This window comes from Kitasatospora sp. SUK 42 (assembly GCF_015776785.2).
Classification (GTDB): domain Bacteria; phylum Actinomycetota; class Actinomycetes; order Streptomycetales; family Streptomycetaceae; genus Kitasatospora.
The window spans coordinates 1,077,873-1,094,835 of the sequence record NZ_LFMD02000002.1; the positions used below are offsets into that span (position 1 = coordinate 1,077,873).

General features: G+C 74.9%; 9 protein-coding genes. 2 read left to right on the plus strand and 7 right to left on the minus strand.

Annotated elements, in window-relative coordinates:
- Positions 1-102: 102 nt before the first annotated feature.
- From RZ50_RS04520 to RZ50_RS04530, 3 genes are all read right to left on the minus strand, one after another.
- A complete protein-coding gene (locus RZ50_RS04520) occupies positions 103-2,982 on the minus strand; it encodes an FtsX-like permease family protein (RefSeq protein ID WP_196948103.1) in 2,880 nt (959 codons plus the stop codon).
- Positions 2,979-3,743: an ABC transporter ATP-binding protein gene (locus tag RZ50_RS04525; protein ID WP_196948102.1), complete on the minus strand. Its 765-nt coding sequence runs from the start codon at positions 3,741-3,743 to the stop codon at positions 2,979-2,981. The genes RZ50_RS04520 and RZ50_RS04525 overlap by 4 nt, the downstream gene beginning before the upstream one ends.
- Before the next feature lie 68 nt (positions 3,744-3,811).
- Positions 3,812-4,459: a PadR family transcriptional regulator gene (locus RZ50_RS04530; protein WP_196948101.1), complete on the minus strand. Its 648-nt coding sequence runs from the start codon at positions 4,457-4,459 to the stop codon at positions 3,812-3,814.
- 67 nt (positions 4,460-4,526) lie between these two features.
- Between RZ50_RS04530 and RZ50_RS04535 the strand changes: the two genes are divergently transcribed.
- Positions 4,527-5,498: an endonuclease/exonuclease/phosphatase family protein gene (locus tag RZ50_RS04535; RefSeq protein ID WP_308271370.1), complete on the plus strand. Its 972-nt coding sequence runs from the start codon at positions 4,527-4,529 to the stop codon at positions 5,496-5,498.
- A gap of 22 nt (positions 5,499-5,520) precedes the next feature.
- On the opposite strand, the gene RZ50_RS04540 is transcribed toward RZ50_RS04535, so the two are convergent.
- The 4 genes from RZ50_RS04540 to RZ50_RS04555 form a co-directional block, all read right to left on the minus strand.
- Positions 5,521-6,705, minus strand: a complete 1,185-nt coding sequence (locus RZ50_RS04540) for a PP2C family protein-serine/threonine phosphatase (protein ID WP_196948306.1) — start codon at positions 6,703-6,705, stop codon at positions 5,521-5,523.
- Positions 6,706-6,899: 194 nt separating this feature from the next.
- A complete protein-coding gene (locus tag RZ50_RS04545) occupies positions 6,900-10,157 on the minus strand; it encodes an ATP-dependent DNA helicase (protein ID WP_196948305.1) in 3,258 nt (1,085 codons plus the stop codon).
- Between the two features lie 83 nt (positions 10,158-10,240).
- A complete protein-coding gene (locus tag RZ50_RS04550; RefSeq protein ID WP_196948304.1) occupies positions 10,241-13,603 on the minus strand; it encodes an ATP-dependent DNA helicase in 3,363 nt (1,120 codons plus the stop codon).
- A gap of 54 nt (positions 13,604-13,657) precedes the next feature.
- On the minus strand, positions 13,658-14,035 hold the full coding sequence (locus RZ50_RS04555; protein ID WP_196948303.1) for an MGMT family protein: 378 nt from the start codon (positions 14,033-14,035) through the stop codon (positions 13,658-13,660).
- 135 nt (positions 14,036-14,170) lie between these two features.
- On the opposite strand from RZ50_RS04555, the gene RZ50_RS04560 reads away from it, so the two are divergent.
- A complete protein-coding gene (locus RZ50_RS04560) occupies positions 14,171-16,924 on the plus strand; it encodes a lysylphosphatidylglycerol synthase transmembrane domain-containing protein (RefSeq protein WP_254801980.1) in 2,754 nt (917 codons plus the stop codon).
- The last annotated feature ends 39 nt before the right edge of the window (positions 16,925-16,963 follow it).

Consider the following 16,963-nt stretch of genomic DNA (forward strand, 5'->3'; position numbering starts at 1 on the left):
CCCGGCCGTCCGGCTGCCGGGCCCCGCAGGGGCTGTAACCTCCGTCACCCCCGGCCGCGCGCGGAGGCGGCCGGGGGTGACGGAAGGCGCGTGCGGAAGGCCTCAGCCCGAGCGGCGCAGCAGCGAGATCCGCGAGCGGGTGAGCAGCGCCGCGAGCCCGGCCGCGAGCACCGGCAGCAGCACGACGGTGGCCGCGATGGTGGGCCACGGGAAGACCACGAGCGCCTTGTTGGCGATCTCCTCGGGGCTCATGCCGGGGTAGGTGCTCGCCGCGCCCTCGACCTTGCGCAGCGCCATGCCCGGCACGATGCCGCAGACGACGCCGAGCAGGGCGCCCATGGCGGCGATGACGCCGCACTGGAAGCCGGACAGCGAGCGCCGGATGCGGGGCTCGGCGCCGACCGCCGCGAGGGTGGTCAGGTCGTGCTGGGAGTCGGCGGCGGCCAGTCCGGTGGCGATTCCGGCCGCGCCGAGGGCGACCAGGGCGGCGAAGACGGTCAGGCCGAGGGTGACGAGGTCGGCGTCGGACTGGTAGCCGCGTTCGATGGTGAGGACGCTGTTGTCGGTGATCTTGGCGAGTGCGCCGTCGGCCTTCTGGTTGGCACCGTCGGAGGGCATCGCGGCGGGCAGCCAGACCGAGCCGGTCGGCGCGGTGGTGAAGCCGAGCCTGGCGGCGGTGTCCGGGCTGATCACGGCCTGGCCGGGGGCGGGCAGGACGGGGTCCGCGAGGACGGCGTCGACGGCGATCTCGGTGCGGACGGGCTTCTTGTTGGCGCCGCCCGCGTTGGGGTTGTACGGCTCGGTGTACTGGATGGCGACCTTGCCGTCCTTGACGTAGCGGGCGTCGAAGACGACGGCCTTGCCGGCGGCGAGGGCCCGGCCGGGGGCCGGGTCGGTGACGCCGTAGAGGTTGTGCAGCAGGGTGGCGTCACCGGCCATCAGCTGGCCGTAGGGGGTGCGCCGCCGGGTGTCGGCGTGGCAGCGGGGGTCGCTCTCCAGAATCCGGTCGACCTCGCCGGGGCCGAACTCGCGGTCGTCGTCGAGGGCGGGGCAGCGGTCCTCCTTGGGCCTGTCGACGGCGATGTAGCCGCAGGAGCCGATGTCGGAGCAGTCGCCCTTGTAGTTGACGCGCTGGACGTCGGCGCGCGGGCCGAGGTCGGGGATGCTGCGTTCGACGGCCGTACGCATCTGCGGTATCAGCTTGCTGTCGGCGCCGGTCAGCCAGCTGCTGCCGAGCATGACCGCGCCGGAGGGGCCGCTGGCGACGTACTCGCGCCGGTACTGCTCCTCGGAGCTGCTGGTGTAGACGCCGACGGCGACGGAGCCGGCGACGGCGGCCATGACGGCGGCGACGGCGGGCGCGGTGCGGCCGCGGTGGCGCACGGAGTCGCGCAGGGCGAGCCGGGGGCCGAGCGAGAGCCAGCGGCCGAGCCGGCCGAAGAGGCCGACCAGGTAGGGCGTCAGGGCGACCATGCCGAGTTCGGCGAGGGCCGAGCCGCCGAGGACGGCGAGGCTGCGGTTGCCGAAGCCGCTGGTGGCGCCGAGCAGGGCGAGGGCGGCGCCGCCGCCGAGCATCAGCAGGCCGAGCACGGCGAGCTTGCGGCTCGGCGGCTTGAGCGAGTCGCGGCCGGTGAGCGCGGCGACGACGTCCTGGCGGGAGGCCTGGACGGCGGGGACGACGGCGGCGAGCAGTCCGGTGACCAGGCCGACCAGCAGGATGCCGAGCAGGTCGAGCGGCTGGAGGGCGAAGTGGCCGAAGCGCCGGCCGGAGTGCTCCTCGGCCTGGGTGCGCAGCAGCGCGACCAGGCCGACGCCGAGGCCGAGGCCGATGACGGCGCCGGTGATGCCGAGGACGATGCCGCCGCCGAGGACGACGGCGCGGACGCTGGAGCGGTCACCGCCGGCGGCGGCGAGCAGGCCGAGCTGCCGCCGGGAGCGCCGTGCCCCGACGGCGAAGGCGGGGCCCGCGAGGAGCACGATCTCCAGCAGGGCCATGCCGGCGACGGTGGCGAGGATGACGATGTAGGTCCGGTCGAAGTACCCGGTGTCGGGGCCCTGGTGTTGGTCCTGTTGGACGTAGTACGGGACGTCGCCGCGGGCCGGCGGGTCGATCAGGACGGCGCGCGAGGTCAGCTTGAAGCCGTACTCGTTGAGTTCGGTGACCTTGTGCCAGTCGAGGACGGCGCCGGCGGGGAGCTTGACCAGCCAGCTGGTGGGTTCGCCGCCGCCGTCGGCGGTGCCGCTGTCGCCGGGGCCGCCGGCCGCGGGGCTCTTGGGGAGCCGGTCGATCAGGGCGCCGGGGCGGGCGATGAGCTCGATGGCGGTCAGGGCGCCGGGGTACTCGTAGACGCCGGTGATGGTGAAGGGGTCGGATTCCAGGCCGCGGACGGCGGTCCGGTCGCCGATCTTGAGGCCGGAGCGCGTGAGGAACTCCGTGGTGACGGCGGCCTCGTGCTCGCTCGCGGGGGCCCGGCCCTTGAGCTGGACGACCCGGCCGTTCCAGACCGGGTCGGTCAGGTCGGCCTCGCTGACGCGGGTGCTGAGCAGGCCTTCGGTGCTGCTGGCCGCGGTGTACGGGCCCTCGCGTTCGGGCACGAGGGTGGCACCGGCCGGGAGCAACTGGCGGGCCAGTTCGGCGGGTTCGGTCTTGAGGGAGCGCTGCTGCGCGGCGGTGTACTGGGGGGCTTCGCCGTCCTTGGCCGTGTTCCGGGGGTTCTGGATGATGAGCCCCTGGTCCGGGTCGGGCGCCTGCTTGACGGAGGAGCCGCGTTCGATCATCGACAGTTCGGCGGCGGCCTGGCCCATGACGCGTGCGGCGTGTTCGGTGGGCGTGAGTTCGGCGCTGCGGAAGACGACGTCGGCGCCGGTGACGCCGAGGACGGGCAGGGCGACCATGGCGACGACGAGGGCGCTGCGGCCCTTGGCGCGCAGGGCGTCGCGACGGGCGATGCGCAGGGCGACCCGCCAGGCGCTGAGCTTCACTCGTCCACCTTCATGCTGTTGGTGGCGGCGCTGACGAGCAGGCTGGCGGCGTCCTGGCTGACGGACTCGTCGACCATGCGGCCGTCGCGCAGGAAGACGACGCGGTCGGCCCAGGCGGCGTGCCGGGCCTCGTGGGTGACCATCATGGCGGCGGCGCCGGCGTCGCAGCGGGCGCGCAGGACGGCGAGGACGGCTTCGCCGGTGGTGGAGTCGAGGGCGCCGGTGGGCTCGTCGGCGAGGACGAGGCGGCGGTCGCCGATCAGGGCGCGGGCGATGGCCACGCGCTGCTGCTGGCCGCCGGACATGTCGTCGGGGAAGCGGTCGGCGAGTTCGGGGATGCCGAGTTCCTCCAGGGCGGCGAGGGCCTCGCGGCGGGCGGCGCGGGCGGACAGGCCGTCGAGTTCGCGGGGCAGCGCGATGTTCTCGGCGGCGGTGAGCGCCGGGATCAGGTTGTAGTCCTGGAAGACGTAGCCGACGGAGCGGCGGCGGACCTGGGCGAGCTTCTTGCGGTTGAGGCCGCCGAGGGCGACACCCTCGACCAGGACCTGGCCGCTGCTCGGGGTGTCGAGGCCGCCGGCGAGGGTGAGCAGGGTCGACTTGCCGGAGCCGGAGGGGCCCATGACGGCGACGAACTCGCCCGGGTGGACCTTGAGGTCGACGCCGCGCAGGGCCTGGACCTCGGCGGCGCCCTGGCCGTGGACCCGGGTGACGTTCTCCAGGTGCAGCACCGGCGTCCGCCGGGCTTCTTGGGTGTGGGACACGATTCCCCCCTAGTGCTGGGTGTGGGCTCGGGGTCGGGCTCCGAGCCGGTGGTTCGGTGCCTGGGCCCTCAGGCGCGCAGGCGGCGCCCGCGCTTGGCGGGAGCGGCGGCGTCGTCGCGGGCGGGCTCGGCGGCGCGGGTCTGCTGGAGTTCGGCCTGCTGGGCGAGGCGGGTCTCGCAGTGGTCGAGCCAGCGGATCTCGGCCTCGGTCTGGAAGATCAGCTGGTCGAGGACGAGCAGCCAGGCGAGTTCGTTGCTCGCGGAGGGCGCCGCGCCGGGCCTGGCCCCCTTACCCGATGAGTGCGGCCCGGCCAGGGCGCGGCCCTTGAGCCGGGTGTAGTCCTGCAGGGCCTTGATGCTGTGCCGGCGCTGCCCCTGGACGACGGCGGAGACGTCGACCCCGGGGACGGTGACGGCCATGGCGAGCTTGATCGCCAGTTCGTCGCGCGGGGGGTTGGTCCGGGGCACCGGGGTGTCGAACCAGGCCCGCAGCTCGGCGCGGCCGGCCTCGGTGACGCCGTAGAACTGGTGGCCCTCCTCGTCCTCCCCGGCGGCCTCGACCAGGCCGTCGCGCTCCAGTCGGGACAGCGTCGTGTAGACCTGCCCGACGTTGAGCGGCCAGGTGGCGCCGGTGCGCGCCTCGAACTCGGTGCGCAGCTGGTAGCCGTAGCGGGGGCCCTCGTCGAGCAGGGCGAGCAGACCGTGTCTGATGGACATACTCAGTATGTATACCCGGTATGCCCGGCCGCCTCAAGCCGCGCCCCCTCCGGTACCGTCGTGCGGTGTGAGCCAGTTGCGCATCGCCACCTTCAACCTGTTGCACGGTCAGCCGCTCGCCCCGGACGGGGCGCCCCGGCCCTACCCGCTGGACGCGGGCGCCCCGCTGGCGGAGGCGGTGGCCGCGCTGGACGCCGACGTGCTGGCGCTGCAGGAGGTGGACCGGCACCAGCCGCGCTCGGGCGGCACCGACCAGGCGGCGGTGGCGGCCGCGGCGATGGGCGCGGGCGACTGGCGCTTCGCCGCCGCGCTGCACGGCCGCCCGGCGCCCGTGGCGGGCTGGGTGCCGGAGCCGTCCGGGCCCAACGGGCTGCGGGTGTACGGGCCGGGCGAGGTGGGCGACGGCGCCGTGCCCTCGTACGGGACGGCGCTGCTGACCCGGCTGCCGGTGCGGCACTGGCGGGCCCGGCGCTTCGCCCCGGCGCCGTTCGGGCTTCCGCTGCGGGTGGCCGGGCGACGCGGGCTGACCCCGGTGCCGGACGAGCCGCGGGCGGCGCTGGCTGCGGTGCTGGAGGGCGAGCGCGGGCCGTTCACGGTGGTGGCGGCGCACCTGTCGTTCGTCCCGGGCTGGAACATGGCGCAGCTGGCCGGGATCCGGCGCTGGATCGCCGACCTGCCGCAGCCGTACCTGGTGCTGGGGGACTTCAACCTGATCGGCGCGGTGCCGCGCACGGTGCTCGGCGGGGCGACGGCGCTGGAGCGCACCGCCCCGCGGACGCGGGTGCGGGAGCTGCGGGCGGCGCGGCGGATCCGCCCGGTGCTGGCCGAGCCGCGCCGGCGGCGGGTGCGCGAGCCGCGGGCCCGGCTCCAGGGCTGGTACGACCTGGCGCGCACGCCGACCTACCCCTCGCACCGGCCGGCGGTGCAGTTCGACCACGTGCTGGCGATCGGGGTGCCGCGCGTGGTGGTGGGCCCGGCGGCGGCCCCGCGGGCGGGGGTGTCGGACCACCGCCCGCTGCTGGTCGAGGTGTCGCTGTGAGGGCCCGCTGCCCGGACAGGGCCTAGTGGTTCGTCAGGACCCCGGCCTGCTGCGGCAGGAGGGGCGTGGCGGTCGGCGGTGGCTCGTACTGGAGGAGCAGCATGGCGGCGTCGTCGCCGAGCTGGCGGCCGACGTGGCGCACCACGTCCTCGTGGAGGCGTTGCAGCACGTCGGCGGGGCGGCCGTCGGCGCAGCGCGGGAAGCGTTCGGCGAGCGGGTAGAAGGTGCCGGAGCGGTCGCGGGCCTCGATCATCCCGTCGGTGAACAGCAGGACCCGGTCGCCGCCGCGCAGCGGCACCCGGTGCACCGGGGGGCGGACGTCGGCGGGGTCGAGGACGCCCAGCGGCGGTACGGTCTCGGCGAGTTCGAGTGCGCGGACCCGGGCGTCGCGCAGCAGCAGCGGCGAGGGGTGGCCGCAGTTGACGATCTCCGCGGTGCCGTCGGGCCGCACTCCGATCAGCGCCAGGGTGACGAACTCCTCCTCCACTCCGGGGTGGTCGTTCTCGTGCAGGGCGCGGTCGAGGCTGACGGCGAGCCAGCCGGCGACCCGGTCGAGGGCGGGCTCCTGGTGGGCGGCCTCGCGGAAGGCGCCGAGGACGGCGGCGGCGGTCTCGACGGCGCCGAGGCCCTTGCCGCGCACGTCGCCGATCACGGCCCGCACGCCGTGCCGGGTGTTGACGATCTCGTAGAGGTCGCCGCCGATGCGGGCGTGTGCGGCGGCGGCCTCGTAGTGGACGGCGGCGCGCACGCTGCCGACACGTTCGGGGACGGGCCGCAGCAGGACCCGGCGGGCGATGGAGGCGACCAGTTGGGCGTCGGCCAGGGCCCGTTCCTGGCGCAGTCTCAGGGTGGCGCTGACCCAGCCGATCGTGCCGACGAGCAGGATCGCGATGACGCTGGCGGCGTGCACGGACTGGTCGAGCGCGTCGCTGCGGAAGGCCATCAGGAAGGCCACCGCCTCGGTGCACGCGCCGATGACGAGGGGGTACCAGGTGCGGCGGCTGACCACGGCGGCCAGCGCGGGCACGGCGGTGAGGGCCGGTTCGACCGTCACTTCGGTGCCGCTGAGGTAGTCGAGGACGACGATCAGCGCCATGCCGATGAACGGCAGCGCGAGCGCCGTCCTCGGCCAGGTGCCGGTCGTGCCCGGAAGGGGCCTCGGGGTCGGCCCGGCGAACCGTTCTCTGATCCATCCGGTCGCGCTCAACTTCGGTTTCTCCAGCAGAAGGCGCCGATGCCCAAGGGCACCTGCGGTGATGACTGAGGGTTAGGGAATGCGGGCCTCGCTGGTGGCCGGAGCTCGGAGGTTGACCGGTTACCGACCCCACAATAGGCGCGAAACGTGCATGACGCACAGGTTTCGGGCATTGCCGTGACGACTTGGATGCTCTGCGTGACTCATTAGTCACTGTTCCCGATCAGGAGCCGTTCCAACTCTTTTCGGTCGGGAAGTCCTTCCGGACGGACTATTCGTCCGCTGCGGACGTACAGGAACGACGCCGTGACCTGCTCGGGATCAACGCCCATCCGCTCGGCCCACGCCAGCCGGTAGACCGCGAGCTGCAGCGGGTCGGCGGTCTCCTCGCGGTGCGTCTTCCAGTCCACCACTTCGTAGCGTGACGCACCACCGGATTCTGACACGACGTCACCGTCCCGGTAGACCGCGTCGATCCGGCCGCGCACCACCCGCCCCGCCAGCACCAGCTGGAACGGCGCCTCCACCCGGTAGGGCTTGCGCTGCGCGTACGGGGTGCGCAGGAACGCCTCCTTCAGCCGCTCCAGGTCCTGCTCGTCCTCGATGCCGTCGTCGTCGGCGCCGGGCAGCGCGCCCGGCTCGATCAGCAGCAGCGGCTCGATCCGGGACTGCACCCAGGCGTGGAAGCGGGTGCCGCGGCGGGCGGCGGGCTGCGGCGGGCGCGGCATCGGGCGGGCCAGGTCGCGCGCGAAGCCGTCCGGGTCGGCGGCCAGCCGCAGCAGCTGGGTGGCGGACAGCGCGGCGGGCAGCGGCACCTCGCGCGCGGTGCGCCGGGAGCGCTCCAACTCGCCGAGCAGCGCGGTCAGATCGCGGTCCCAGGAGGCCACCTGGCGCTGGTCCTCGACGGCCATCGGCTCCGCCTCGGGGGCGGGCGCGCCGGCGAGGCGGGCGTGCACCACCTCGGCGACCCGGCGGCGGGCGTGCTGCGCGGCCGGGTCCAGCGGCAGCGGCCAGGGGCGCTCGACGGCGGCGGCCAGCGCCGGGTTCTCCGTGCCCTTCTCGGGCTGCCCGGCCCAGTGCTCGACCTCGCCGGCGCCCGGCTGCTCGCAGTGCTCGCGCAGCTGCTCCAGGAAGACGGACGGGCCGCGGACGGTCTTCTGGCTGGGCCCCCACCAGTGGCCGGAGGCCAGCAGCAGGGAGCGGGGGCGGGTGAACGCGACGTAGCCCAGGCGCAGTTCCTCGGTGCCGGAGTGCTCGGCCAGCTCCTTCCGGAACGCGGTCATCGACTTGCCGTTCCAGCCGCCCCGCACGTCGGGCAGGGTGGCCGCGTCGCCGCGCAGGGCGTGCGGGAGCACGCGTTTGGTGCTGGTCCACCGCTCGCGCGCACTGCCGGAGGGGAACGCGCCCTTCACCAGCCCGGGGACGGCCACCACGTCCCACTCCAGGCCCTTGGACTTGTGCGCGGTGAGCACCTTCACGGTGTCCTCGCCGCCGGGCAGGCTGCTGTCCAGGCCGCGCTCGTACTCCTGGGCGGCGCGCAGGAAGCCGAGGAAGGCGGCCAGGCCCGGGTCACCGTCCAGGTCGGCGAAGGAGGCGGCGACGTCCAGGAAGGCGTGCAGGGTCTCCCGCCGCCGGGCGGCCAGGGCCTGCGGGGAGGCGGCGAGTTCGACCTCCAGACCGGTGACGGCGAGCACCCGGTGCAGCACGTCCATCAGCGGGTCGGCGAGCGAGCGGCGCAGCTCGCGCAGTTCGGCGGCGAGCCGGGCGAAACGCACCCGGGCCTCGGCGGAGAACGGCAGCTCGTCGTGCTGGTCGCCCTCCTCTCCGGACGGGGAGGTCAGGAAGGTCTCCACGGCGTCGGCCAGCGAGACCACCTCGGTGGGGTCGGCCTCGGCGACGGCCGCGGCCAGCGCCTCCACGCCCTCGGGGCGCTCGGTGCGCACCAGCTCGGCGGCCCGGCGGCCGAGCAGGGCGAGGTCGCGCGGGCCGATCCGCCAGCGCGGGCCGATCAGCAGGCGCACCAGGGCGGCGTTGGCGGTCGGGTCCTGCAGCACCTCGCAGACCGCCACCAGGTCGGCCACCTCGGGCAGTTGCAGCAGCCCGCCCAGGCCCACCACCTCGACGGGCACCTCGCGGGCGACGAGGGCGGCGTGGATGTCCGGGAAGGCCGCGCCGCCCCGGCACAGCACGGCGATCCGGCCGGGCGCGGTGCCGGTGCGCACCAGGTGGGCGATCGAGTCGGCGAGCCAGTCGACCTCCTCGGCGTGGGTGGGCAGCAGCGCGGCGCGCACGTAGCCGTCCTGCTCGGCGCCGGGGGCCGGGCGCAGCGCCTCGACGCCCTCGTGCATCTCCCGCAGCGGGGCGGCGAGCCGGTTGGCGAAGGCGAGCAGGCGCCCGCCGCTGCGGCGGTTCTCGCTGAGCGCGTAGCGGTCGGCGGGGGTGCCGTCGGCCTTCGGGAAGTGCTTCGGGAAGTCGTCGAGGTTGGCGACGGAGGCTCCGCGCCAGCCGTAGATCGCCTGGCAGGGGTCGCCGACGGCGGTCACGGGGTGGCCCCCGCCCCTGCCGCCCGGGGCCGCACCGTCCGGGCCCGCGCCGTCCGGGCCCGCGCCGAACAGGCCCGCGAGCATGAGGCGCTGGGCGACGGAGGTGTCCTGGTACTCGTCCAGCAGGACGACCCTGAACTGGCCGCGCAGCAGTTCGCCGACCTCGGGGCGCTGCTGGGCGAGGCGGGCGGCGGCGGCTATCTGGTCGCCGAAGTCCATCAGCCCGGCGGACTGCTTGCGGCGGCGGTAGTCCTCGACCAGGCGCAGCAGCTCCAGCCGGGCGCGGGCGGTGGCGGGGACGGCCCGCAGGTCGTCGTTGGTGAGCTTGACGGTGGCGAGGGTGTCGAGCAGGTCCTCGTCGAAGGCGCGCAGGGCGGCGGGTTCGACGAGGTGCTCGGCGAGTTCGCCGTCCAGCGCGGTCAGGTCGGCGACCAGGTTGGCGAAGGTGCCGGTGAGCGCGGGGAACGGGCCGCGGGCGGTGCGCAGCACCTTGGCGGCGAGCTGGAAGCGGGTGGCGTCGGCGAGCAGGCGCACGTCCGGCTCGATGCCGATCCGCAGGCCGTGCTCCTTGAGGAGGCGGCCGGCGAAGGCGTGGTAGGTGGAGATCTCGGGTTCGCCGAGCGGTTCGGCGTCGTCCTGGTCGGCGACGCCGGCTCTGAGCAGGGCGGTGCGGACGCGTTCGGCGAGTTCGCCGGCGGCCTTGTTGGTGAAGGTGAGGCCGAGCACCTCCTCGGGCCGTACGGCGCCGGAGCCGACCAGCCAGACGACGCGGGCGGCCATCACGGTGGTCTTGCCGGAGCCGGCGCCGGCCACGATCACGGCCGGTGCCAGGGGGGCGCCGATGGCCGCCATCTGCTCCCGGTTGAACGGGATGCCCAGCAGCTCCTTGAGCTGGTCGGGATGGCTGAGCACGGCGGTCACCCCGCAACCGTAACCGGAGCGGCGGACATTCCTTGCCCGGCCTTTCCCTGCCCGACGAGTTGGGCCCTGCCCGACGAGTCGGGCTACTCGACGAGTTGGGCCCCGTCGCGCTGGGCGGAGCAGCTGCGGCGGAACGAGCAGCGGTCGCAGCCGCCGCCGGTCTGCGGGACGAAGCGTTCGGCGAGGACCTTGCCGGCGGCTTCGGCGAGCAGGTTCTCGATCCACGGTTCGCCCTCGGGGGGCTCCTGCCGCTGCACCTTGGGGGCGTCCGGGTCGGCCTTGGCCGCGGCTTCGCGCAGATGGACGAGTTCGGCGCCGCCGGTGGCCGGGGGGTGCTCGTCGAAGCCGGGCAGGTCGTTCAGGGCGCCGGCCCGGACGGCGAGCTGGTAGACGGCGAGCTGCTTGTGCTCGGGCAGCGACTTGTCGGTGGGTATCTGCTTGCCGGTCTTGAAGTCGACGACGTAGGCGCGTCCGGCCCGGTCCTTCTCGACCCGGTCCATCGAGCCGCGGATGCGCACCGAGACGCCGCCGACGTCGAGGGTGACGTCGAAGCCGTGCTCGGTGGCGACGAGGTCCCGGCCGCGTTCCAGGACGTGCCAGTTGAGGAAGCGCTCCAGGGCGGCGCGGGCCTCCCCCTTCTCCTGCTGGGACTTCCAGGGGGCGTCGAAGGCGAGGGCGTCCCAGACGGTGTCCAGGCGTTCCATGAGGACGGCGAGGTCGGCGGGGGTGCGGCCGGAGCCGACCTCGTCGGCGAGGGCGTGCACCACGTTGCCGAAGCCCTGGGCGGCGGAGCCGACGCCGCGGGCCTTGACCTCCTTGTCCAGGAACCACTGCAACGAGCAGTTCTCCAGCTGTTCCAGGCCGCTGCCGGACAGCCGGACCGGCGCGTCGGCGCCGCGCAGCGGTTCGGGGGCGGTGGTGGCGTCGTCCAGGCCCCACCAGCGGTCGGGATGGGCGGCGGGCACCAGCGGCAGCCCGTCCTCGTCGGTGGCGGCGGCGAGGGTGGCGAGGCGTTCGGCGGCGGCGCGGCGCAGTTCGGGCGAGCGGGCCGGGTCGACGGTGACGGCCCGCAGTTCGGCGACCAGGGCGGCGACGGACAGCGGGCGGCGCGGGCGGTGGGTGACGTCCTCGACGGTGACGGGCGGGGTGCGGCGCACGACCTTGCCGGTCCTCGGGTCGACGTCCTCGCGGTAGAGCTCGCGCAGGAAGCGGGAGGGTTCGTCGCCGTCGTCGGCGGGCGCCTTGACGGCGGTGACGATGAGCCGTTCCCTGGCGCGGGTGGCGGCGACGTAGAAGAGGCGGCGCTCCTCGCCGAGCAGGGCGGCCGGGGAGAGCGGTTCGGCGAGGCCGTCGCGGCCGATCCGGTCGGCCTCCAGCAGGGAGCCGCGGCGGCGCAGGTCGGGCCAGAGGCCGTCCTGGACGCCGGCGACGACGACCAGGCGCCACTCCAGGCCCTTGGAGCGGTGGGCGGTCATCAGCCGGACCGCCTCGGGGCGGACGGTGCGCACGGTGAGGGTGTCGGCGGCGATGTCCTGGGCTTCGAGTTCGGCGAGCAGGTCGAGGGCGCTGCGGTGGCCGGTGACCTGCTCCTCGGCGCGGGCGGCGGTCTCGAACAGGGCGCACAGCGCGTCCAGGTCGCGGTCGGCGTTGCGGCCGGCGGCGCCGCCGCGCAGGGCGGCGCGCTCCAGCCGTTCGCGCCAGCGGCGGCTGCCGTCCCACAGTTCCCAGAGCGCCTCCTCGGCGGTGCAGCCGCCGGCCAGCAGTTCGCGGACCTTGCGCAGCAGGGTGCCGAGGTCGCGGGCGCGGCGGGCGGTCGCCGGGTCGAGGGCGACGAGGCGCTCGGGTTCGGCGAGGGCCTCGCGGATCAGGTCGCCGGCCGGGCGGGGGGCGGTGGCGGGGTGGCCCTCGGCGCGCGGGGCGGCGCGCAGGGCGGCGCGCTCCTCCTCGCGCAGGGCGCGGCCCAGGCGCCGCAGGTCGGAGCCGTCGAGGCCGCCGAGCGGGCCGGTGAGCAGGGCGTGCGCCACGTCGGTGGTGAGCGGGTCGGGGGCGTCCGGGTCGCCCTGCCGGTCGCGGGCGGCGAGCTCGGCGCAGGTCCGCAGGGCGAGCAGCAGTTGGGCGACGGCGGGTTCCTCGCGCAGCGGCAGGTCGTCGCCGTCGATCTCCAGCGGGACGCCGGCCGCGCCGAGCGCCCGCCGTACGCCGGGGATGGAGCGGGCGCCGGCCCGGACGAGGACGGCCATCTCGCCCCAGGGCACGCCGTCCTCCAGGTGGGCGCGGCGCAGCAGGTCGGCGATCGAGTCGAGTTCGGCGCCGGGGGTGGGGTAGGTGTAGACCTCGGCCCTGCCGCCTTCGCGGGAGGGCAGCAGGGCGCGGTGCTGGGCGAGTTTGTCGGCGGGCAGCCGGCCCATCGGCATCCGGCGGGCGAGTTCGCGGGAGGCGGCGAGCAGGACGGCGCCGGAGCGGCGGGAGACCCGCAGGACCTTGACCTCGGCGGGGGTGCCGTCGGCCCGGCGGAAGGTCTGCGGGAAGTCGAGGATGCCGTTGATGTCGGCGCCGCGGAAGGCGTAGATGGACTGGTCGGGGTCACCGACGGCGACGAGGTCGCGTCCGCCGCCGGCGAGCTGGCGCAGCAGCCGGACCTGGGAGGGGTCGGTGTCCTGGTACTCGTCGACGAAGACGACCTCGTAGCGCTCCCGCAGTTCCCGGCCGATCTCGGGGCGTTCGGCGAGCAGGACGGCCCGGTGGACGAGTTCGGCGTAGTCGAGGACGCCGCGCAGGTCGAGGACGTCGAGGTAGTCGGCGAGGAAGTGTGCGGCGGCGGCCCAGTCGGGGCGCTGGACGTTCCGGGCGAAGCGTTCGAGCTCGGCCTCGCCGAGGCCGAGCTCGCGGCTGCGGGCGAGGACGGCGCGGACCTCGTCGGCGAAGCCGCGGGTGGTGAGGCAGGCGCGCAGGTCGAGCGGCCAGGTGATCCGGGAGCTGCCGAGTTTGGCGTCCTCGGCGCCGCCGGCGAGCAGTTCGCGGACCATGACGTCCTGCTCGGGGCCGGAGAGCAGCCGCAGCGGCTCGGCGTAGTCCTCGGGGTCCTGGTGGGCGCGCAGCAGGGCGTAGCAGAAGGAGTGGAAGGTGGTGGCCTGCGGGGCGGCGGCGGTGCCGTCGAGGCGGCCGGACATCCGGTCGCGCAGTTCCATGGCGGCCTTGCGGCTGAAGGTGAGGACGAGGATCCGCTCGGGGTCGGTGCCGTCCTGGATCCGCCGGGCGACGGCCTCGACGAGGGTGGTGGTCTTGCCGGTGCCCGGCCCGGCGAGGACGAGCAGCGGGCCGCCGGTGTGCTCGACCACGGCGCGCTGGTGGTCGTCCAGCGCGGGCGGGTCGGGCTGGACGAGCGGGCTGCGCACGAGCCGGTAGGGGGAGCTCACGACGAACGGGTCCTGGGGTCTGGCGGGCATGGCCGGGCGGGCCCGTCGGGGGCCCGCCCGCATCGAGCCTACGATCCTGCCCCGTCATTCCCGCCCGTGCGGGGGTTTTCCGGGAACGGGCTCGCCGTCCCAGCGGGCCCGCCCGAGGTCGACCCGGGGCGGGTCGGCGAGTTCGCGCAGCGGGGTGCCCTCCTCGCTGTAGTGGGCGAGGGCGCGGTGTTCGTGCCCGGGCAGGAAGCGGCCGTCGGCGCGGATCACCCGCCACCAGGGCACCGAGCCGCCGTAGAGGGCCATCACCCGGCCGACCTGCCGGGGGCCGCCCTGGCCGAGGTACTCGGCGACGTCGCCGTAGGTCATCACCCGGCCGGGTGGAATCCGCTCGGTCAGGTCGAGCACCAGTTCGGCGAAGGGCGGCAGGGCGTCCGGGAGACCGTCGTCTGTTACGTCCGTCACCTGCGGCATTCTTCCTCAAGGGGCCGTGGCCCGGGCCCCGTACGAACGATCCGCCGCGCCCGATCCGCCCCCTGTCCAGCACGGGAGCGCGGGGCATGCCACCATCTTCCGGGGCGGTGAGTGGTGATACGAGGACAAGACCAGATGACCGGGACGGCTGACGTGGGCGTGGACAAGGACTCCGACGAGTCCGGATCCGCCGTGCCCCCGGCGCCCGGCGGCGGCTCGGAGGGCCGGCCCGAACCGGGGCCTGTCCCGGAAGTCTCCCTGATCAAGGACCGGATGATCAAGACCCCCGTACCCGCGCAGGACCCCGTACCCCCGCAGGACCCCGTACCCCCGCAGGGCTCCGAGTCGCCCGCGAGGCCCCCCGCTCCCCAGCCGCCCGCCCCCGGGCCCGAGCACCACGACCAGCTGGACGACGCCCCGCACCTGGACGTCGACGAGCCGCTGCTCGCCGCCCGCGCGCACCGCCCGTCCGACCTGATCCGCTTCCTGGCCGGGGTCCTCGGGATCGTCGCGGTCTTCGTGCTGGCCGGCATCGCCACCTCGACGACCACCGGCATCGAGCAGGACATCGCCACCAACGCGCCGCACTTCTCCGCGGTGCTGTCCACCATCACCGGCCTGCTCTCCAGCGTCGCGGTGCTCGCCGTGCCGCTGGCCTTCGCCGTCGAGCGGCTGATCAAACGCGACGGACTGCGGGTCGCCGACGGCGTACTCGCCTCGGTGCTCGCGTACGGCGTCTCGCTGGGCATCGACTGGTGGGTGGCCGAGGGCGCCTCCGAGCACATCCGGACGGCGCTGACCCGGCTGCCGCTGGACAGCAACGGCAGCCTCACCGACCCGGTGCACGGCTACCTCGCCCCGGTGATCGCCTACATGACCGCCGTCGGCATGTCGAGCAGACCGCGCTGGCGGGTGGCCCTGTGGGTGGTGGTCGTCTTCAGCGGGGTCACCGAGCTGCTCGGCGGCTACACCACCCCGCTGTCGCTGCTGCTCACCGTGCTGATCGGCTGGTCCGTCGCCTACGGCACGCTGTACGCGATCGGCTCCCCCAACATCCGGCCCACCGGCCAGCACCTGATGATCGGCCTGCGCAAGGTCGGCTTCACCCCGGACGGCGCGCACCGCGCCCCGGACGCCCCCGGCGGCACCCGGCGCTACTACGTCACCCAGCAGGACGGCCCGCCGCTGGACGTCCACATCATCGACCGCGAGCAGCAGGCCTCCGGCTTCTTCTACCGCGCCTGGCGGCGGCTGCGGCTGCGCTCGGTGGCGGTGCGCCGCAGCCCGCAGTCGCTGCGCCAGGCGCTGGAGCAGGAGGCCCTGATCGCGTACGCGGCGGCCGCCTCGGGCGCCCGCGCGCCGCAGCTGGTCGCCACCTCCGAGCTGGGCCCGGACGCCGCGATCCTGGTGTACGAGAACGTCGAGGGCCGCACCCTGGACGAGCTCCCCGACGAGGAGATCACCGACCGGGTGATGGCCTCGCTCTGGCAGTCGGTGGCCGCCCTGCACGAACGCCGGATCGCCCACCGCCGCCTGACGGGCGAGTCGCTGCTGGTGGTGGACGACGAGACCGCCTGCCTGGTCAACCTCTCCGGCGGCGACATCGCCGCCACCGACCTGACGCTGCGCATCGACGTCGCCCAGCTGCTCACCACCTTCGCGCTGCGGATCGGCCCCGAGCGGGCCGTCGCCACCGCCAACGCGGTGCTCGGCGCCGACCGGGTGGCCCAGGCGCTGCCGCTGCTCCAGCCGGTCGGGATGAGCCGCTCCACCCGGGTCGACCTGGCGCGGCTGACCAAGGAGCGCAGGACCGCCGCCCGGGCCAGGGCGCTGGAGCAGGTCGCGGCCGGCGAGCGCACCCAGCAGCAGGCCGAGGAGGACATCGCGGCGGCCGGCGAGGACCTGCTCAGCCGCATCCGCGGCCAGATCCTGCAGATCGCCCCCGAGGCGCCGATGGAGCCGGCCAAGCTGGAGCGGCTGAAGCCGAAGAGCCTGATCATGGTGATCGCGCTCACCTTCGCCGCCTACCTGGCGCTGACCACCATCAAGCCCGCCCAGCTCAAGCTCTCCCAGATGAACTGGGCCTGGGCGGCGGCGGCCCTGCTCGCGGCCGCGTTCAGCTACGTCGCCGCCGCGATGAGCCTGACCGGCTTCGTGCCCGAGCGGCTGCCGTTCCGGCGCACCGTCGCCGCGCAGCTGGCCGGCTCCTTCGTCAAGCTGGTCGCGCCCGCCGCGATCGGCGGCATCGCGCTCAACACCCGCTACCTCCAGAAGGCCGGCATCCGCCCCGGCCAGGCGGTCGCCTCGGTCGGCGCCTCCCAGCTGGCGGGCCTGGCCGGGCACCTGCTGCTGCTGTTCAGCTTCGGCCTGGTCACCGGCAGCCAGACCAACGGCGACCTCTCCGCCTCCCGCGCGGTGATCATCGGCGTGCTCACCGCCGCCGTGCTCGCCCTGGTGGTGGCCGCCGTCGCGCCGCTGCGCCGCTTCGTGCTGGGCCGGCTGCGCTCGCTGTTCTTCGGCGTGGTGCCGCGGATGCTCGACCTGATGCAGACGCCCAGCAAGCTGATCACCGGCTTCGGCGGCATCCTGCTGCTGACCCTCTCCTTCACCGCCTGCCTGGACTTCTCGGTGCAGGCCTTCGGCGGCAACATCAGCTACTCGGCGGTCGCGGTGGTCTTCCTGACCGCCAACGCGGCCGGCTCGGCGATCCCCACCCCGGGCGGCATCGGCCCGGTCGAGGTCGCCCTGATCGGCGCCCTGACCGTCGCGGACGTCTCCCCCGCGGTCGCCACCCCGGCGGTCTTCCTCTACCGGGCGCTCACCTTCTGGCTGCCGGTGCTGCCGGGCTGGATCTCCTACAACGTGCTGCAGCGCAAGAACGCGCTCTGAGGAACCCCGGTACGACGGAGGAGGGCCCCACCGCCGAGC

Coding starts and splice junctions, on each gene's coding strand:
- RZ50_RS04530 (WP_196948101.1), bottom strand. CDS start 4,459: ATGTCCATCAGACACGGTCTGCTCGCCCTGCTCGACGAGGGCCCCCGC.
- RZ50_RS04550 (WP_196948304.1), bottom strand. CDS start 13,603: ATGCCCGCCAGACCCCAGGACCCGTTCGTCGTGAGCTCCCCCTACCGG.
- RZ50_RS04555 (WP_196948303.1), bottom strand. CDS start 14,035: ATGCCGCAGGTGACGGACGTAACAGACGACGGTCTCCCGGACGCCCTG.
- RZ50_RS04560 (WP_254801980.1), top strand. CDS start 14,171: ATGACCGGGACGGCTGACGTGGGCGTGGACAAGGACTCCGACGAGTCC.